This is a genomic window from Halomonas sp. Cn5-12, from assembly GCF_021532545.1.
Lineage (GTDB): Bacteria > Pseudomonadota > Gammaproteobacteria > Pseudomonadales > Halomonadaceae > Vreelandella > Vreelandella aquamarina.
The window spans coordinates 1-18,831 of record NZ_JAKGAY010000004.1 but is presented as its reverse complement, the minus strand read 5'-3'; the positions used below and the strand labels follow the sequence as shown (position 1 = coordinate 18,831).

The following is an 18,831-nucleotide window of genomic DNA, read 5'->3' as shown; positions in this document are numbered from 1 at the left end:
ACCCCAGCCGGTTTATACGCGGCTTACTTTAACCGGTAACCCTTGGCGCACGCTGGCGCCGCTAATCGGTTCAAGCCAAGTGCCGTCTACCGCCCGCGTAGGGTCTTTAAACCCCAAGTCGTTGATGTTGATGCCTGCCCGCATCCACGGCATATCAGGCTGGGGTTCACCGTCAATGATGTGTGGTGTGGCGCCTAAATCTTTATGACCGTAGCCGTGTTCAATACCCAGTGCGCCGGGCACAACGCTTTCGCTTACCAGGGCTAGCCCCACCACGCTGCCGCCAGGGCTTTCAATGCGAATGGTGTCGCCGTGCTGAATGCCAAAGCGTTCGGCATCTTGGCGGTGCATTTGCACGGGGTTGTAGGGCTTGATCATCCGCAGCCGTTCGTTACCGATGGCGTAGGAGTTCATCAGATTGGATTTGAACGAGAATGCCAGTAACGGCCACTCTTGCTCTGAGAAGATCTCCCGCATGGGCTGCTTATTCGCCATTTGAGGCAGCGAGTGACACGGTACGCCCCGGTTTGGCAGCCCATTGGTGGTATCAATGCTGGTGCCAACCGCTTCGTTATAGACACACAGGGTTTCTTTCCACTGGCGTTTTAAATGTTGGCCTACGAAGTGTTCGCTGGCATCTTCAAAACGTCCACCCCGGGCGTACAGATAGGCCACACGGCTGCGCTCGTCGGCTTTCAGCGTACGTTCAAGCTTAGGCAGCAGCGGTGCAATGCCACTATGGGCAACGTCAGTTTCGTTCGCTTCTGGTAGCGGCGTCTCTTGGAAGGCAATATTGGCCGCTGCCCGCAAGTAGTAATCTTCAGCGCGGTTGAGGGGGTGCAGATTGCCATCAGTATCGGGGATGGCGTTATCACCGAAGCCCGGCAGCCCCAGCCGTTTAGCTACGGCAATAAAGAAGCTATCCATAGACACCGGCTCGCCTTCGGCGGTTTTTTGTTGGCGCGGTTCAACCACCGGCCAGCACGCGGTGGTCAGCTTGCCTAGCGTGCCTTTCCAGGAGCCTGCAAAGCCCCATACTTCGTACATCACTGAATCCGGTACGATGTAATCGGCGTAGCGGTTAGTCTCGTTGATAAAGCCATCAATCGCGACAAACAGCCCCAAGCGCTTGGGATCTTTCAACTTATCAACAACCACGCCTTTTAAGCCCGCTTGGCCATAAATCGGGTTAGCCATGCAGCCAATTACCGCTTTAATAGGGTAAGGGTAGCCATCCAGCGCGGAAGGTAAATGTTCGGTGAGTGTTGGCGGCGCGAGCGAGCGCCAAGGAGCCTTAGCAGGGTAGGGGTTTTCGCCAGCCGCTACCTTACGTTGATACTCCGACGATTTTTCATAGGGGAAACGTGAGCGCGAGAGAAACACGCCCTGTGGGCCACGCTTGCCGGGGAAATTAGCTAAGTCGTAGCGTGGGCCTTCGCCGGTGCCTTTATAGGTGCCGCCGCCCACCGCGCTGCCGCCTTTCATGTTGTAGTTGGCTGCCAACAGGTTGAGCATTTGAACGCCAAAAGCAGCGTAGAAGCCGTTGCCTGACATCATACCGCCGTGGCAGTTAACGGCGGCCTTACGGCCGTGGCTGGCATACTTTTTGGCTAAGTCGATAATCGTTGCTTTGGGAATACCACAATGTTCAGCATAGGTGTCCATGTCGTATTCATGGGCCGATTCACGCAGCAGCGTTAGGCTGGTTTTAACGGTAACGGTGCTGCCATCGGCAAGCTCCACTGCGCGCTCGGCAAATAGCTCGGCGGCCATGACATCTTCGCTGAGCGCGAATTCGCCGCCTGACACGACGACGGGCATATCCGCATCGCTACCGGCCTCAGCAAGGCCCAAATCGCTGGCGCGCAAAAAGTAGCCACGGCGCGGATGTTCGAAGGTATCAATGACCAAATGCGTTGCGTTGGTGTGGGTGGTCTCGCCCGCGGCATCAGCAGCAGACTGGCCCGGCAGGGCGAGAAAATCGCTGGCATAGCCCTCGTGGTCCAGCAGCCACTGAATCATCGCCATGGCAAAGGCGCTGTCGGTGCCGGGGCGAATGGGCACCCATCGATTATTATCCGCCGCGTGGGAAGTGGCAGCATTTAGCGCGGGGTCGACTACCACGTACTCAAGGGTTCCTGCGGCGCGTGCCTGAGCAAGCAAGCGGCCTTGACGCTTAAACGGGTTGCCTGCTTGGCTAGGCGCGCAGCCGATATACATGATGAACTGTGCGTTCTGAATGTCGGGTTTTACATGGGCATTAGTGACAATATTGTTCATCACGGCCCCTGACCCCATGCGGAACGCCAAGCCGCAATAAGAGCCGTGGTGGCCGTAGTTGCGGGTAGCAAAGGCGTTGAGCGTGAAGCGCTTGAGTAAATCGGAGCGCCCGTAGTCGCCGGCTTCCATGACCATCAGCTGGTTCGCCTTGGGGCCGTACTCTGGATTGGCAGGGTCGATAGGCGTGTCGTGGTCGTGAATGGCGCGCAGCCCATCCACATGGCCTTCACCAAACAGATCGCCCCCCTCACAAATCTCTTCAATCAGCTGTTCAAACGAGATTTTTTGCCACTCCCGGTTACCGCGCTCGCCAACGCGCTTCAAGCAGTGGTCGATACGAAACGGGTTAGTGATCTGGCTCATCATGGCATTGCCGCGGGCGCAGGCGGTAGAGCGGTTAACCTGCCCCTGTTCGCCGTAGGCGCTGACGCTGCGAAGCGCATCGGCCACTGGGGTGCGCATCGGTAAATGGTCATCTGCAGAGAGCGGATGGTAAGGATTGCCAGATACCCGCAGCACTTCGCCTTGGGTGTCATCAATGCGTACCCGTACGCCGCACTGGGTGGTGCAGCCGTAGCAAATGGTAAAGGCGGTGCGTTGATTGGGAGTGAGGGTTAGCTCGCCAGTGGTTAAGTCAACGCGGTACTCCGGCGTAAGCGAGTTGCCGTGAATGTTGTGCTTGGGTTTTTCCCCCGCGCTGCCACTGAGTCCTTTGGCCATCTTGGCAAGCGGGTCAGCGTAGCCTACTGCAAAGGTGGCGGCACCGCCTGCGGCAGCGGCGCCTTTGAGAAACCGGCGGCGTGAGGGGTCTTGAGCAGACTTAGCCATGGTTAGGCGCTCCTTGTTCGGCGTTAAGCGAGTCACTGGGTGTATTGGTGTCGAAAGAGGGCGGCGGTTTAACGCCACCTTGCTGGGCTTGCCGCCATGGGATAAATAGCTCAATCAGTAAGATAGCGGCGAGCCAAAGCCCAAACGTACCGACAATACCTAACAGGCCGGAAGAGCCAGCGGGGATGCCATAGTGGTGAAAGCCTGCGCTGTTACGGGCGACGTGCTGAACGTCCATCAGCACCACCCAACGGAACATCCAGCCCATATGAATAGCTACCAGACCGAGTAGCCAAGCCCAGGCAAGCAGTGCGGGTTGGCGTTGGGTCGAGCGTGAGAGTAACCACGCCACCGCTATAAAAAGTGCTATGCCAGTAATACCGCCCCACAGCGCGGTGCTACGCCAGGAAGGGCTGTGACGAACAGACTCCAGCGCTGCGGCGACCGAGCCAACGTTGGCGTTAATACCATCCAGGAACCAGCTAGCCGCGATTAAACCCGCTACTGCACAGAAGGCGAGTAGGACATACAGCATTTGCCGAACGGTGGCGTGCGAACACAGCCCGCTTACCTGGTTGAGTACCAACACCAGCCCTGCTGCCGCGATGAAGCCTGTCGCGACCAGCATGGGCGGAAGCCATACGGTGTTCCATAGCGGGCGTGCTTTCACAATGGCAAGCTCTGCGCCGGTATAAAGCATAATGCCGCTGGAAAGCAGTAGTGCGGCTACCCCCACGATGGCCACCAGTGCCCTTGGAGTAGCGCTATCGCCCAGGCTTAGCCATTTAGCCACCCATCCGCTCAGCCCTGGCGCATTGCGCTGGGCCTGGAGCGCCGGGCGCCAAGCCAGCCAAGCAAGGCCCAGTACGCTGACGAGATAGAGCGGCAGAACCACGCTGCCGATGGACATCCACGAGTGGGTGTTGGCGTAAGCATAAAAGTGCCAAAAGCGCAGCGGTTGGTGTAGATCTGCAAGTAACGCAACAGGTGCGACCAGCGTGGTGCTGACGCAAGCGATGAGTGCAAGACGTGCGGTGGGCAGCCACGCTTTTTTGCCGAAGATTAACGCGGGGGCTGCAAGCCAGAGACTCGCGTAGGAGACGGCGATCATGAAAAAGTACTGTACTGCCCAGGGGTACCAGGCAATGTCATAACGCGGGGCGAGCAGTTCAATGGTGGAATTCATAGCCCATCTCCTGGCCGTGGGGGTCAAACACTTCAAGCGCCACGGGTTCCGCCACGGGGCGTGTAGTGAAGCGTTCATCCATCCCGAGGTAGAACACTTGGGGAAGCGTGTTTTTTTCTGGCTGAAGTACCATCAGTGCATCACGGTGTTCTTGAATCATGCGGCTGATTTGGCTGTCAGGGTTGCGCATATCACCAATAATCCGCGCACCTCCAACACAGCTTTCAACACAGGCGGGCAGTAGCCCTGCCTCTAAGCGATGCGCGCAGAACGTGCACTTGTCAGCGGTTTGGGTGCGCTCGTTAATAAAGCGGGCATCGTAAGGGCAGGCGTTAACGCAATAAGCGCAGCCCACGCAGCGGTCGCTATCAACCACAACGATGCCATCCTGCTGTTGGTAGGTAGCTTCAACGGGGCAAACGGGCACGCAGGGCGGGTTTTCGCAGTGATTGCACAGCCTGGGCAGCATAAACGTGGCCAGCTCACCGCTCTCCTGATGCTGCACTTCGTACTGGGAGACCGTGGTGCGAAACTGGCCAAGCGGGGCGGCGTTCTCAATATGGCACGACACCGTGCAAGCCTGGCAGCCGATGCACTGGCGAAGATCAATCAGCATGCCGTAGCGCTTTGTGGGATCACCTTCACGCCGGGCAGGCTGCTGATTAATGCCTGCTTGGGCAAGGCTAGAAAAGGGTACCAGTGCAGCGCCTGCACTTAAGCGGGCCAGCTGGCCGAGTAGCGAGCGGCGTATGGCGTCCATAGCGCCTCCTTAGCGAGTAAAACGTCATTCGCAGGGGCGAATGGTCGGGGTACGCTAAGACTACGCCTTACGTTGAAGGGGAAAGTTGATTCTCGTCAATGAGTTAGCGCGCTTTTCTTAATGCTCACTTAATCTTAAAGCGCTAACTGATTGTTTTCATGAAAGACGTCCTATTAAGCGTGACAAACAAAAACAGGCTGACCCAATGGGCCAGCCTGTATCGAAAGGGGGTAGATTCTGATGTAGTAGCTGTTGCTATGGCGCCTCCAGCTCTAACGTGCGGCGCAGGACATTAAGCTCGTTGATGTCCAGATGCTCTAGCCTTCCGGCGAGCAGGTCGCTGATCTTTTGAACGGGTAAGCCAGCTTGGCGGGCTATTTCGCGGCTTCCCAGATCTGATACGGCGATCAGACGGGTAATAATACGCATGAGGCGCGTACGTTTTTCTAAATCCCTGACATCGAGGTCAGGGCTGCTTCGCGGAGGATCTAATGATTCTGCGTGAGCAGTTGAGTATGCCGTACTCATGTGACTCCATCAGTCGGAAATGACAAACACACAATGCCGCCAACTCACGCGGTTTTCAATGCCTAATTTGATGAAAATTTCACGCAGCGAGTAACACCCGCAAATGCCCGTGGCTCTGGTAAACTATGCGCCTTCCTAATTCTGAGTGAGCCGCGCTTTGCACGGCTTATGGACTGCTTTCTAGCTTATGTTAGGCCGTTGGCCGAGGAGTTTTGCATGTCGAACAGCGCACCCAAAGTGGGCGTGATCATGGGGTCGAAGTCTGATTGGCCGGTCATGGAGCACGCGGTGGCGATGTTAGAGCGGCTGGGCGTTCCCTACGAAACCCGTGTGGTATCGGCGCATCGCACACCCGACCTGCTGTTCGAATATGCAAAAAGTGCCGCTGAGCGTGGCCTGCAGGTGATTGTGGCAGGCGCAGGCGGTGCAGCTCATTTGCCGGGTATGGTCGCGTCACAAACGGCACTTCCGGTGCTGGGTGTGCCGGTGGAGTCTAAAGCGTTGAAGGGCTTGGATTCACTGCTTTCTATTGCTCAAATGCCGGGTGGTATTGCGGTAGGCACCCTAGCTATTGGCAAAGCCGGTGCCACCAACGCAGGCCTGCTGGCCGCACAAATTGTGGGCCTTCAGAACAGCGCCGTGCGCGAAGCTGTTGAGGCGTTCCGTACTGAACAGACACAACTGGTGTTGGATAACCCTGATCCGCGCCCCGATGTACCTGCATCTAACCAGCCAGCACAGTAGGTTGCCCAATATGAGCACTCAGATGGAAGAACGTATGATTGCAAAAAATATTGGCGTACTAGGCGCAGGCCAACTAGGCCGCATGCTGGCCCTAGCGGGCTATCCTCTGGGGAACACTTTCACCTTTTTAGATACCACCGGTAACCCCAGCGCGGGTATCGGCGAGGTGATTGTCGACCCGGAGAACCAGCATCTGGCGGCGTTTCTGGATAAGGTCGATGTAGTGACCTATGAATTCGAGCACCTCCCCGTTGAATTGGTAAAGCAGATTGAGCAGCACAAGCCGGTTTATCCCGGCAGTCGCGCTATTGCGGTGTGCCAAAACCGTGTAGAAGAGAAAACGCTGTTTGATCGCTTGGGTATTCCCACGCCGGCCTATCGCGTGGTGGAAAGTGCTGAGCAGCTCGCTGCCGCCGCCGCTGAGCTTGGTTGCCCGGTAGTGGCCAAATCGGTCACGGAAGGCTACGACGGCAAAGGGCAGGCGGTGCTGAAAGCACCGGAACAGGCTCAAGAGGCGTGGGACTCGATTGGCCATACGCAGCTCATCGTCGAGGCGTTTGTCGATTTTGTGCGCGAAGTATCGATGATTGCGGTGCGCGGCCGCGATGGGGATGTGGTGTTCTACCCCATGGCAGAGAACCAGCACGTGGGCGGCATCCTACGCTACTCCGTGGCCCCACTGCCGGATTTGGACGCCAGCGTTCAACAAGCCGCCGACAGCTACATTCGTGCGCTGCTGGATGAGCTGGATTACGTGGGCGTGCTGGCGCTGGAGCTGTTCCAAACCCGTGATGGCAGCCTGCTGGCCAACGAAATGGCCCCGCGGGTGCATAACTCCGGCCACTGGACGATGGACGGCGCAGTGACCAGCCAGTTCGAGAACCATCTGCGGGCAGTTCAAGGCTTGCCGTTAGGCGCAACCAATGCCATTGCGCCCACCTGCATGGTGAATGTGATTGGCCTGGAAGGTGATAACGCCGCGCTGCTAGCCATTGCCGACACCCACCTGCATCGCTACGACAAAGCCGAGCGCCCAGGGCGTAAGCTGGCTCACGTTAACGTCGTGGCGTCGAGTCACGCCGAGCTGCTTGAAAAAGTGCGTGCTTGTCAGGCGTTGATACCCGATGCGCCCCCCGTTGAGTGGAGTTTTGAATCTACGTTATGAACAACGAAGCCGCCTGAAAAGGCGGCTTTTTAATTTCTGATGGTGACTACTTTTGTGACTTAAACGTGCTAAAACAGATGTATTAAACAAAGCCTAACCAATAAGATTGGCGTTAAGCCGACTGAAGAACAGGGAGTTTGTATGTCGCCCCCCACACCCCTCGCCGCCACGGCGATGGCCTCCGGGCTGCGCAGTGGTTATCAGCGTGACCATCACATCACCATGCAGCGTTTGCGCGGTGAAAAAGTGCGCCTGCTTTACGACAACCTATGGCAGCCAGTGCTGAGCAGCGTGCTGGCGGGTGGGCTGCTGGTAGCGGCCATGTGGCCGGTGGTGGATGCCGCGCTACTGCTGGGGTGGTTTACGGTGCTGGTGGCGATTTCAGGATTGAGATTACTGCTAGCCCAGCGGTTTAAGCGCCTGCCTGCGCTACAGCAGCAGCGCCAGCGCTGGCAGCGTTGGTTTGCTGTGGGGGCGATTGCTTCTGGCTGCGTGTGGGGCGCCTCCGGCGTGCTGCTGTTTAGCCACAATCACCCCGCCCAAATTGCCGCGCTCTCGATTGTGCTGGCCGGTATTGCTGCGGGGGGCGTGACTACGCTCTCTTCCGTGTGGTGGATCGCCATTGGCTTTGTGCTTCCCATTTTGCTGCCGCTTAAGCTGCAGTTTCTGTTTCAGGGCTCGCCGCTCTCTATTTTAATCGGCCTGATGCTGGTGCTTTTTTTAGGTTTGATCATCGCCACTAGCCGCCGCTTTAGCCGTACTATTCACGACAATATTGCCCTGCGGGTAAACATGGCCGCCCGGGAGGCGCAGCTGCGCGAAAGCGAAAACCGCTATCGCTCTATTTTTCAGCACTCGCCGTTAGGCGTGCTGCACTTCGATGAGCAGGGGCAGATTACCGACTGTAACAGCAAACTGCTGGCTATCCTGAGCGTGGAGCGCTCAAAGTTACTCGGCTACCGCATGCTGGACCGCTCTGCCGACCGAAAGGTGGCTCAGGCGGTTAGGGATGCGCTGGAAAAAGGCACGGGCTATTACGAAGGCACTTACCAACTGCCCAACGCCAGTGTGGGCACGCCTTTGCGAGCGTTCTTCAACGGGGTACATAGCGCCAGCAACCAGATGGTGGGCGGTGTGGCGATTATTGAGGATTTCACCGAACGAAAGCGCAACGAGGCGATTATCTACCGCCAGGCTTACTACGATGCGCTAACTGATTTGCCCAACCGGCGTCTGTTTATCGAGCGTTTAGAGGCGCTGTGTAATGGGCAGAACAACGACCAGCGCGGTGGTTTGGTGATGTTTATGGATATGGATCGCTTCAAGCTGATTAACGACACCCTAGGCCATGCCGCAGGGGATGACTTGTTGGTGCAGGTCGCGCGCCGCTTGGAGTCGTGTTTGCAGGCGGATGATATGGCCGCCCGTTTAAGCGGCGATGAGTTTGTGCTGCTGGCGCTATTTGATGTCACCGACCCTGAGGCGCTCAACGCCGTGGCGGCGCGTTACATGGATGCGGTGCAGAGCGCGTTGTCCGGCAAGTACCGTTTAGAGAGCCGCTGGGTAGAGGTGACACCTAGCATGGGCTACACCTGTTTTGATGCCACGGCCTGCGACCATGCCGATGTGCTTAAACAGGCAGATACGGCGATGTATCAGGCAAAGACCGAAGGACGGGCACGGCTGCGCCGCTACCAGCCCTGGATGCGTGAAGAAGTGAACAAGCGTGTGGCGGAACAGGCGCCTAACCTGCCAATTGACCGCTAAGCAGTAGCCACAGGGCAATCAAGGCAAAGTGCCCTGGGTACCAGGCAAGCCAAAGGCGGCGCGGCATCTCCAGCGCCACCGGCGGCACTCGCTGGGCAGCACCGGCAGCCAGCATCAGCACGATCACGCAGGTGGCGACGGTGAACGATTTAGCCATGTCGGAGGCGTTCATTTGCCCGGCAATCCAGAGCACAGGAAATGCCGCTAGCCCCGCCCAAAGGCGCGATTTCAACGCATTTCGGGTTTCGCTGAGCGCCTGCATGGCAAACATAAACAGCGGAATCAGCAGCAGGCCGTTATGGCCATACTCCACCCAAAATCCCAGTAGATACCACACCGTAACGCCGACGGCAGCGCCTAACATGAGCCAACCAAATCCTAACGTTTGCCGTTGATAGTGCTGCCAGCCTTGCCGTACCAGCGCTCCTAGTGCCAACCCGCTGGCCAACGTAAAACAGACGTTCAAAATGAACGCATCCGAGGCGCGTGGCATCAGCATATAGGGCACTTGCGCGGCGAGGCCGATAATCAAAATCCGCCGTGAGTAGCGCAGTGGGTTGCGGGTATTAAACAGGCCGTGCCACGCCACCATGGCGGCAAACAGCGGAAACGCAATGCGCCCAATGGATGAACCCGCCCAACCTAAATCCCAGTCTCCCGGCAGCACGTAGCGGGTCAGGTGGTCCACAGTCATGGTGAACAGCGCCAGCCACTGTCCCCAGGCCGTCCAGTGGGAAGAGGGGCGAAACACCTCTGCGGCGCTTGCCTGTGGCGTTGCGTGAGCCGCCGTCGATTCAGCCATGATACCTCCTTGTATGTGGTTAAGTGATAGTAAAGACCCGGTTTGGCGGAGCAAGTTCGCTGGAGTGACGGGGCCTGGCAGGCGCTGAAAATCGGTTTACCCAGCGCCCAAACGTGGTCAATGGCCCAGCGGCCTTCGCTGAGCACAATAAAATCCGCATCCACGCCGATGAACTCAGGAATGTAGAGAATATCGCTGGCTACCGAACCGGTCAGCGTAACGAGGGGAAGTTGGCACGGGCGTGCCAAAAGGCGGGGTGGGCTATTCGTAGAATCATTCGCTCAGGTAGAAACGGGCGATATTGCCACGGGTACCTGGGCGAAGCGCGTGCAGCGCGGGGGATAAGAGGAGGCGTGAGGGCATGATGGCGTCTCGCTTGCGTGCCTCCCCAAGCGGGGAGGCAATCTTAGGCAGTTAGCGCTTACTCTTCGCCGAAGTAACGGGCGTAGATTTCATCGTAAGTGCCGTCTTCCTGAAGCTCAGCCAGAGCTTCGTTGAACTGTTCGGCCAGAGCTTCATCACGCTGACGGAAGGCGATACCGAAACCCTCACCGAAGTACTCTTTAGGCTCGCTAATGCGTTCACCCACCACGACGTACTCGGCTTCTTCGCTGTCTAGCAGCGTGGACTGGCCGATCGGGAAGTCGAGGAAGACGATATCTAGACGCTGTGCTTCCATGTCCAGCACCATGTCGTCGGCGGTGGAATAGCGGCTGATGTCGGCAACGCTGCTGAAGTTATCAGTAACGTAGTTATCCTGCAGTGTACCGCGCTGAACGCCAATGGTTTTACCCGCAAGGGTCTCTTCGTTGGCTTCGCTGATGTCCAGGCTGGCGGGGGCAAACCAGGCAGACGGCATGGTGATGTAGGGGTCAGAGAACAGCACCTGCTGACGGCGTTCGTCGTTGATGGTCATGGAAGACATGATTGCATCGTAGTTGCGTGACATCAGGCCTGGAATAATGCCGTCCCACTCCTGCTCGACCCACTCACAGGTAACACCGATACGCTCGCATAGGGCGTTGCCCAGGTCGATGTCGAAGCCGGTCAGTTCACCTTCAGCGGTGCGGTATTCCATGGGCTCGTAGGGAACGTCGACGCCGATACGCACGTTGTCGTAATCGCGCGCGTGAGCAGAAGATGCTGCAGCGACGGCCAAGCCCAGCAGAGAAGCAGTCAGTAGTTTTTTCATTTTTAGACTCCAAAAGAAGCAGGTTCACCCAAGGTGATCCCCCTTAACGTACCCCAGGTTGAGGTCGGCGAAAAGGGGGAGTCTGCATTTGAACCAACGTTTGTTTTACGCTGGACGTGTTGGATTTATTGTAGCTAGGAATTTTGTGGCCGCAGGTGGGCCAGTAATTTTTTCTCTAGGAAGCGGAAAAAATACAAAATCGCAAAGGTTAAACAGAGATAGATGGCCGCGACAAACAGGAAGGCATCAAACGGCGCATAAAAGCGGGCATACACAAAGCGTGCCGCGCCGGTGAGATCCATTAGCGTCACCACGCTAGCAATCGCGCTGGCGTGCAGCATGAAGATGACTTCATTGCCGTAAGCGGGCAGCGCACGACGAAAGGCGCTGGGCAGAATAATCCGCCGCATCATTAGGTTTTGCGACATGCCATAGGCGCGCGCTGCTTCGATCTCGCCTTTAGACGTGGCTTTGATCGCCCCACGGAAGATCTCGGTGGTGTAGGCCGCCGTATTGAGCGTAAAGGCGATAAGCGCCGGGTAGAAGGCTTCTTTTAGCACTGGCCACAGGAAGGTTTCCTGGATACCGTCGATGAACACAACGCCGTAGTAGATGATGTAGAGCTGGATCAGCAGCGGCGTGCCGCGAAATACGTAGGTATACACATAGACCGGCAGGCTGATCCACTTATGCTTAGAGCTGCGCATAATGGCCAGCGGAACCGCAAGAATTAACCCGGCCACCAGCGATAGAAACACCAGCTGTGTGGTGGTCACCAAGCCTTCCCAGTAGTAGCCCAGGGTGGTGGGCGTAAAGATCAGGTTGTCTGCCAGCAGATCGTTAAACCATGCAGAGATATCTAGCATGTCACTGCCCCCCAAAGCCGATGTCGTAACGTTTTTGTAGGCGCGCAAAGATCCACTCGGAGACGCTGGCAATGAGCAGGTAGGCCACCGCCACAGGGATCAGAAACACGAAGGGCTCGTGGGTCGCGCGGGAAGCTTCGGCGGCTACTCGGACCATGTCGGTCAGGCCGATCACCGAGACCAGCGCGGTGGTTTTGAGCAGTACCATCCAGTTATTGGAAAGGCCGGGCAGGGCGTGGCGCATCATTTGGGGGAAGCGAATGCGACGAAAAACCAAACCACTGCTCATGCCGTAGGCTTTGCCTGCCTCTATCTGGCCGTTATCCACTGCCATGAACGCCCCACGAAAGGTTTCGCCCATGTAGGCACCGAAGATAAAGCCGATGGTCAGTACGCCTGCGGCAAAGGCATTGAAATTGATGTAAATGTCGATGTCATAGTTGTAATACAGCATGTCGCTGATGGCATTGACGCCGATCTGGCCGCCGAAGAACAGCAGCATCATCAGCACTAGGTCCGGCACACCGCGAATCACCGTGGTGTAAACGGTGGCGGTGCGACGTAACAGCCAGTTACGCGACATCTTGGCGCTGGCCGTCAGCAGCCCTAGGAGGATGGCCAAGATCAGCGATAGAACGGCCAGTTGAACGGTAACGCCCGCCCCTTCGATCAGGCGGGGGCCGTAACCTTGCAAATCGAGCATGGTGTGGGTGCCTCGCGGATCAGTATTTAGGAGCCAGGAACTGCTTCAGGCGCGGTGACTGTGGGTTACCGAGTACATCGTCGGGAGCCCCTTGTTCCTCTACCAAACCTTGGTGCAGGTAAATTACTTTGCTGGAAACGTCGCGGGCAAAGCTCATTTCGTGGGTGACCACGACCATGGTGCGTCCCTCATCGGCCAAGTCACGCATGACCTTTAGTACATCGCCCACCAGTTCCGGGTCCAGCGCTGAGGTCGGCTCGTCAAACAGCATTACTTCAGGGTTCATGGCCAGCGCTCGGGCAATGGCGCCGCGCTGCTGCTGGCCGCCGGACATTTGTGCCGGGTAGGCGTTGGCGCGAGCGCTAAGCCCTACGCGGTCCAGCAGTGCGTGGGCGTGCTCAATGGCCTCTTTTTTCGGCTTGCCGAGCACGTGGATCGGCGCTTCGATGATGTTTTCCAGCAGCGTCATGTGCGCCCATAGATTGAAGCTCTGGAACACCATCGAGAGCTTGGCGCGCATTTGAACCACCTGTTTCCAGTCGGCGGGTTCGCGGCCGTGCTTGGTGGTTTTAAAACGGATTTGCTCGCCGTGAACGTACAGTTCGCCGTCGTCCGGCTGTTCCAGCAGATTCATGCAGCGCAAGAAGGTGCTTTTGCCTGACCCTGAGGCACCAATGAGGGTGATGACGTCACCTTTTTGGGCTTCGAGAGAGAGGCCTTTGAGGACTTCTGTATCGCCAAAGCGCTTTTTAATATTGCGCACTTCAAGGGGAGTAGGCGTAGCGGCCATAACTTAGGCTCCAGTACAGGGTTGCCGCAGCAGCAACAAATGAATTCGTCGTGCGTGTGTGCGGCTGGCGCGAAAAAAGGGGCGATTCTATCAGGACTGTGCCAAATGCGCGTACTTTATCAGGACGACATTGGTCTTGGTACGTAGCGATGTGTCCTGACGGCCCCTTCTCGTTGTTGTTATAAAAAAAGACGTCGTTATGAAAAGTACGTTTTCATCGTCAGACAGTAGCGCAAGTGTCCGTCAGGTAATGGCATGACTGGGTACCACCAACAGTGCCGCACGAGCGCCTATGTCGACGTGGGCATTGGGGAACACCACATGTAATGGTGTCTTCTCCACGATGAAATCACCCGCTACCCCATCTTTGGCGAGGCAGGTGCCGGGCTCGAAACGGCTGAAATTGGGCACGTCATCGTCGAGGCAGAGCGTAAAGTCCTCCGCTTGGCGCATCAGCTCGTGCTGTACTTTAAAAAAGGCCATGGTTTCGGCGGTTTTTTTCGGCGGCTCGCAACCTGCGCTGAGCGAGCTGAGTAACGTTAGCATCGGTGCCAGCGCCGCCATGTCGTTCTCGCCAAACGGCGCGACGCGGCCAAGCTCGAAGGTAAACGCCTGTGCGTGGTGATAGTGTTTGCTGTAGTGGGAGAAGGTCCAACTATGCTGATGTTGATGCAGCACCGCCTGCATATCGGCAGCGGCCAACCACTGCCACTGTTCAGCGTCTGTGGCAGTTTCTGCATAGGGCTCTACCACAAAGCGGGTATATAAGCTGCTACGGATCGCGGTATGCAGGTCGTAATGTAGCTTAGGCAGCGCATGATGACGATTGAAAAACGTATCGACCGCTTCCATTAGCTCTCGCGCTCGGTCAGGTTCGGGGCCCCGCTCGTCCAGATCGCGTTTGAAAAGCCGGTTGAGGTTGGTAGCAATGAAGCGTTTGTGCGCTTTTAACGCGGGAATGTTACCCAAGATTACCAGCACCGGCGCGCCTAGCTGCAGCGTGCTGGATTCCAAAGCGCTCAGCCAATCGCCGAGCAGTTCCACCGGGGCGGTTTCGTTACCGTGTATCGCCGCAGAAAACACACAGGCGCGGGCCTCTGGGCGCAAAATATTGGGCGTTAGTTCCAGAACACCTGGCCCATGAAGATGGTAAGTGCCGCTTGGGAAGCGGCCGATGCGCGGGGAAGGGCGTTCGCCGTCAAGCGTCCAGTCGAGCCATTGGCCTAGCATGAAAGTGTCCTTAAGCATGGGCATTCGCTTTTTGTTGCCCTACCTTTACCACGCTGGCCGTTGACCACAAGTGGGGACGTCGTTCGCGTGAAAATGGTCGGTGGGAAGATGAAAGTTGTTGGCACAAAAAAACGCTTATGGCAGATCGCTACAAGCGTTTTCAGGCCCAGCGCTTTTAGTGCTGAAGTGGCACAAGTGCAAGGTCGGCACATCGATGAAATCGAAGCGCGGCGTCGAAAACATTCGCTTTTATCTACGCTTAACTGCGCTATGTTTCAATGAGTTTTCACTGCCCGCTGTGGGCAACCTGTCTGATGCTTGAATGCAAGTCCAAAGGAGTGAGTAATGACGAAGGTACTGGTACTTTATTATTCCATGTATGGACATATCGATACCTTAGCAGCCGCTGTGGCGGAGGGGGCAAAGGGTGTTGATGGCGTAGAGGTCACGGTCAAACGCGTGCCCGAAACTATGCCGGAAGAGGTGTTCAAAAACGCGGGCGGCAAGCAGGATTTCACCACGCCGGAAGCCACGCCCCAAGAGCTGGCCGATTACGATGCCATCATCTTCGGCACGCCCACTCGCTTTGGCAACATGGCCGGCCAGATGCGTACCTTCCTCGACCAAACCGGTGGTTTGTGGGCCAACGGCGCGCTGCGTGGCAAGGTGGCGAGCGTATTCACCTCGACCGGTACCGGCGGTGGCGACGAGATGACCATTACCTCCACCTGGACCACCCTGGCCCACCACGGCATGGTCATCGTGCCGATTGGCTACGGCATTGAAGAGCAGTTTGATATTTCGAAAGTAAGCGGCGGCACGCCCTACGGTGCCGCGACGCTGGCCGGTGGCGATGGCTCCCGCCAGCCGGATGACCGCGAGCTGAAAATCGCCCGCTTCCAAGGTAAACACGTGGCTGAAATTGCCGCTAAGCTGGCGAGTTAATCGTTAGCTAAAAATGCTAGCTGAAAACGAGCAACGCCTCACTGTTAATGCAGCGAGGCGTTGCTCGTTATGGGGCGTTGTTTTTATAGGGGATTAGCCGCCAATCCGATCAGCAATGGCTTTGCCCAAGCTTTCCGTGGTGCCCTGGCCGCCTACATCGCGGGTAAGCACCTGGCTATCGCCTTCGCCCAGCACGGCTTCGATGGCCTCGACCATGGCATCGCCAGCCTCTTTATAGCCCAGGTGCTCCAGCATCATCGCCCCAGACCAGATTTGGCCGATGGGATTGGCGATGCCTTTACCGGCGATATCCGGCGCGCTGCCGTGTACTGGCTCGAATAGGCTGGGGAATTTGCCTTCCGGGTTGATGTTGGCGGAGGGCGCAATGCCGATGGTGCCGGTGCAGGCCGGGCCTAAGTCGGAAAGAATATCGCCAAACAGGTTGCTGCCTACCACTACATCAAACCAGTCCGGGTGCAGCACAAAGTTGGCGGTCAAAATATCAATGTGGAACTTATCCACGGCGATCTCTGGGTACTGTTTGGCCATCTCGGCCACGCGCTCATCCCAGTAGGGCATGGTGATGGAGATACCGTTGGACTTCGTGGCCGAGGTGAGCTTTTTACGCGGGCGGGTTTGCGCTAGATCGAAGGCGTACTTTAGTACGCGGTCCACGCCGGTACGGCTCATCACCGTTTCCTGAATGACGATTTCACGCTCGGTGCCTTCATACATTTTGCCACCGATGCTGGAGTACTCGCCCTCGGTGTTCTCACGAACCACGTAAAAGTCGATATCACCAGGCTTGCGGCCCGCCAGCGGGCTTTTAATGCCAGGCATTAACCGGCAAGGGCGCAGGTTGATGTACTGGTCGAATTGACGACGGAATTGCAGCAGCGAACCCCATAGCGAAATATGGTCCGGTACTTTTTCTGGCCAGCCCACCGCTCCATAGAACAGCGCGTCAAAGCCTTTGAGCTGCTCAACCCAGTCGTCGGGCAGCATCTTGCCGTGTTCCAGGTAGTAGTCGCAGCTACCAAACTCAAACGTGGTGAATTCCAGGTCGATATTGAAGCGCTTGGCGGTGGCTTCTAGTGCGCGGATTCCTTCGGGCATCACTTCGGTACCGATACCGTCGCCAGCGATGACTGCAATACGATGGGCCATGGGGGCTCCTTGTTTTGTTAGACGTCACAAAATAGCAGGGCGTGTTTTCGTGGTATGAGTGTAGCGCCTGTTGGCGACGAGATAATCAGGCTACTATGCAAGCTATTGTTGCCTTAAAGTGAAGAATACCATGATGCTGGATGACCTCGCCTTTTTTCAGCAGCTGGCCCGGGCAGGGAGCTTAACTGCCACCGCCCGAGAGCTGGGGCTGTCACTCTCGGCCGTCAGCAAACGCTTAAAGCAGCTAGAAGCCCGGCTTGGCGTGACGCTGGCGGCGCGTACCACTCGCCGCTTGACGCTGACCGCCGAGGGGGAGCGCTATCTCACTCAAGGTGGGTTGATTTTAGAAGAGCTGCAAACGCTGGAGAGCGCACTCAGCGATACCGCGAGCCAAGGGCTTACTGGACGGCTGCGGGTGAACGCGACCTTTGGCTTTGGCAGGCGGCATATTGCGCCGCTGCTCTCACACTTTTGCGCAGAACACCCGGCGGTGGAAAGCTGGCTGGAACTGACGAATTTCCCACTCAATTTAAGCGATCACGGTTTTGATGTGGGGATTCGCATTGGCGAGCCGCCGGATTCGCGCCTAGTCGCCAAGCGTATTCTGCCCAACCGGCGGGTGCTGTGCGCCTCGCCAAGCTATATAGCGAAGATGCCTGCGCTGAATGTGCCGAGCGATCTTGCCCAGCACAGCTGTTTGGTGATTCGTGAAAATGATAGCGACTTCCCGCTATGGCGGTTTGAGTATCGCCACTCGTCGCAGCGCCAAGCGGTGAAAGTTAGCGGGCAACTGGCCAGTAATGACGGCGAGGTAATTACTCGCTTAGCGCTGGATGGCCATGGCGTGATGCTGCGCTCCTGGTGGGATGTGAACGAGCACTTGGCTAGCGGCGCGCTGCGCACGCTGCTGCCCGATTGGCAGGGCGTTCGCGCTGACTTTTATGCCGTGTTTGAGCACCGACGCCATATACCGACGCGCATTAGCGCCTTCATTGATTTTTTACAGCGGGAAATGGCGGGCAGGGTGCCCGCCTTGCCCAATGGCTGACAGACGGGGTGCGCTAGCGGCCTGGACAGGTTTGGTCCTGCACCACGTCAATCAGCTCATCGGTGGGGAAGTCCAGCTCGGCGGCGCGCTGGCGCAGGCGCTGCTCCACGTCGCCTTCAAGGGTTGGCGTGCGGGCCAGAATCCATAGATAGTCGCGGTTGGGGCCTGCCACCAATGCCCACTGGTAGTCGTCATCTAGCTCAAGGACGTTATAGCCGCCGTAAAACGGGCCAAAGAAGCTGACCTTCAGCCGACCAACGCTCTCATCATCAATAAAGTAAGCACGCCCCTCGGCTTCATCCCAGGCTTGCGCTTCCAGGTTGTAGCCTCGGTTGATTACCTTAACGCCGCCATCGTCACGCAGGCTGTAGGTGGCTGTGACGCAGTCCAACCCCTCTTCAAAGGAGTGATCCAGGCGGGCAATTTCATACCACTCGCCCAAATAGCGCTCTAGCTCAAAACCAGTGACGGGTTCGGTGCCATCGGGAATGCCGGTGCAGCCTACCAGCAGTGTGCTGGTGGCGGCGACCGCTACCAGAGTGGCCAGGCTCCTTGGCCGCGATGTGGGTTTCATCAATGTTGCGCGGGAAACCCCGTCCTTTTAGGACAGGGAGGGATAGCGCGGCGGCGTCAGCCGCCCCTGTTCCCGCTCCTCCGTTTTAAGTTGGTTGCTATCTTCACATAAATAAGACTAAAATGTGAGCTATGACGAAACGCGCCTATAAATATCGGTTTTACCCAACCCCCGAACAGGCTGAGCTGCTGGCTCAGACTTTCGGCTGCGTGCGTTTTGTCTATAACTCGATACTACGCTGGCGTACCGATGCCTT

Annotated in this window: 18 protein-coding genes; 6 read left to right on the top strand and 12 right to left on the bottom strand. The window is 57.1% G+C overall.

What is annotated here, in order from left to right:
- Positions 1-12 precede the first annotated feature (12 nt).
- The 4 genes from L1249_RS03640 to L1249_RS17535 all read right to left on the bottom strand — a co-directional run bounded on the left by L1249_RS03640 (position 13) and on the right by L1249_RS17535 (position 5,582).
- Entirely contained in the window at positions 13-3,108 is a 3,096-nt protein-coding gene (locus L1249_RS03640; RefSeq protein ID WP_235253394.1) for a molybdopterin dinucleotide binding domain-containing protein, read from the bottom strand.
- A complete protein-coding gene (nrfD, locus tag L1249_RS03635; protein WP_058578228.1) occupies positions 3,101-4,294 on the bottom strand; it encodes an NrfD/PsrC family molybdoenzyme membrane anchor subunit in 1,194 nt (397 codons plus the stop codon). The genes L1249_RS03640 and nrfD overlap by 8 nt, the downstream gene beginning before the upstream one ends.
- On the bottom strand, positions 4,278-5,054 hold the full coding sequence (gene dsrO / locus L1249_RS03630) for a sulfate reduction electron transfer complex DsrMKJOP subunit DsrO (RefSeq protein ID WP_137094539.1): 777 nt from the start codon (positions 5,052-5,054) through the stop codon (positions 4,278-4,280). The genes nrfD and dsrO overlap by 17 nt, the downstream gene beginning before the upstream one ends.
- Before the next feature lie 255 nt (positions 5,055-5,309).
- Complete coding sequence (locus tag L1249_RS17535) at positions 5,310-5,582, bottom strand: XRE family transcriptional regulator (protein WP_044628461.1); 273 nt, start codon at positions 5,580-5,582, stop codon at positions 5,310-5,312.
- Positions 5,583-5,798: 216 nt separating this feature from the next.
- On the opposite strand from L1249_RS17535, the gene purE reads away from it, so the two are divergent.
- The 3 genes from purE to L1249_RS03610 all read left to right on the top strand — a co-directional run bounded on the left by purE (position 5,799) and on the right by L1249_RS03610 (position 9,258).
- A complete protein-coding gene (purE, locus tag L1249_RS03620) occupies positions 5,799-6,326 on the top strand; it encodes a 5-(carboxyamino)imidazole ribonucleotide mutase (protein ID WP_044628462.1) in 528 nt (175 codons plus the stop codon).
- A gap of 34 nt (positions 6,327-6,360) precedes the next feature.
- Positions 6,361-7,491 (top strand): 5-(carboxyamino)imidazole ribonucleotide synthase, encoded by a 1,131-nt coding sequence (locus L1249_RS03615; RefSeq protein WP_058578230.1) that lies wholly within the window; start codon positions 6,361-6,363, stop codon positions 7,489-7,491.
- Positions 7,492-7,632: 141 nt separating this feature from the next.
- A complete protein-coding gene (locus L1249_RS03610; RefSeq protein WP_058578227.1) occupies positions 7,633-9,258 on the top strand; it encodes a diguanylate cyclase domain-containing protein in 1,626 nt (541 codons plus the stop codon).
- On the opposite strand, the gene L1249_RS03605 is transcribed toward L1249_RS03610, so the two are convergent.
- The 6 genes from L1249_RS03605 to L1249_RS03580 all read right to left on the bottom strand — a co-directional run bounded on the left by L1249_RS03605 (position 9,236) and on the right by L1249_RS03580 (position 14,841).
- A complete protein-coding gene (locus L1249_RS03605) occupies positions 9,236-10,060 on the bottom strand; it encodes a TraX family protein (RefSeq protein ID WP_213262355.1) in 825 nt (274 codons plus the stop codon). The two genes, L1249_RS03610 and L1249_RS03605, sit on opposite strands and share 23 nt — an antisense overlap.
- 421 nt (positions 10,061-10,481) lie before the next feature.
- Entirely contained in the window at positions 10,482-11,252 is a 771-nt protein-coding gene (locus tag L1249_RS03600; RefSeq protein ID WP_044628465.1) for a transporter substrate-binding domain-containing protein, read from the bottom strand.
- A 134-nt stretch (positions 11,253-11,386) separates the two neighbouring features.
- Positions 11,387-12,118 carry an ABC transporter permease gene (locus L1249_RS03595; RefSeq protein ID WP_044628466.1) on the bottom strand — a complete coding sequence of 244 codons (732 nt, stop codon included), beginning with the start codon at positions 12,116-12,118 and terminating at the stop codon, positions 11,387-11,389.
- Between the two features lies 1 nt (position 12,119).
- Positions 12,120-12,821 (bottom strand): ABC transporter permease, encoded by a 702-nt coding sequence (locus L1249_RS03590; protein ID WP_058577210.1) that lies wholly within the window; start codon positions 12,819-12,821, stop codon positions 12,120-12,122.
- Positions 12,822-12,840: 19 nt separating this feature from the next.
- A complete protein-coding gene (locus L1249_RS03585) occupies positions 12,841-13,611 on the bottom strand; it encodes an ABC transporter ATP-binding protein (RefSeq protein ID WP_137094544.1) in 771 nt (256 codons plus the stop codon).
- Between the two features lie 243 nt (positions 13,612-13,854).
- The gene (locus L1249_RS03580; protein ID WP_235253393.1) at positions 13,855-14,841 is read right to left on the bottom strand and encodes a succinylglutamate desuccinylase; all 987 of its coding nucleotides are present in this window, start codon (positions 14,839-14,841) and stop codon (positions 13,855-13,857) included.
- Positions 14,842-15,186: 345 nt separating this feature from the next.
- Here L1249_RS03580 and wrbA point away from each other — a divergent pair, with 345 nt between their 5' ends.
- Entirely contained in the window at positions 15,187-15,786 is a 600-nt protein-coding gene (wrbA, locus tag L1249_RS03575) for an NAD(P)H:quinone oxidoreductase (RefSeq protein ID WP_044628470.1), read from the top strand.
- 93 nt (positions 15,787-15,879) lie between these two features.
- On the opposite strand, the gene L1249_RS03570 is transcribed toward wrbA, so the two are convergent.
- Positions 15,880-16,953, bottom strand: coding sequence for a tartrate dehydrogenase (locus L1249_RS03570; RefSeq protein ID WP_058576721.1), 1,074 nt, complete (start codon positions 16,951-16,953; stop codon positions 15,880-15,882).
- 130 nt (positions 16,954-17,083) lie between these two features.
- On the opposite strand from L1249_RS03570, the gene L1249_RS03565 reads away from it, so the two are divergent.
- Positions 17,084-18,001 (top strand): LysR family transcriptional regulator, encoded by a 918-nt coding sequence (locus L1249_RS03565; protein WP_044628472.1) that lies wholly within the window; start codon positions 17,084-17,086, stop codon positions 17,999-18,001.
- 13 nt (positions 18,002-18,014) lie between these two features.
- Here the strand turns inward: L1249_RS03565 and L1249_RS03560 are convergent, their stop codons facing one another.
- A complete protein-coding gene (locus L1249_RS03560) occupies positions 18,015-18,575 on the bottom strand; it encodes a lipocalin family protein (protein ID WP_172416351.1) in 561 nt (186 codons plus the stop codon).
- Positions 18,576-18,706: 131 nt separating this feature from the next.
- Between L1249_RS03560 and L1249_RS03555 the strand changes: the two genes are divergently transcribed.
- On the top strand, positions 18,707-18,831 hold a 125-nt coding region (locus tag L1249_RS03555), incomplete at its 3' end, for a helix-turn-helix domain-containing protein (protein ID WP_235253415.1).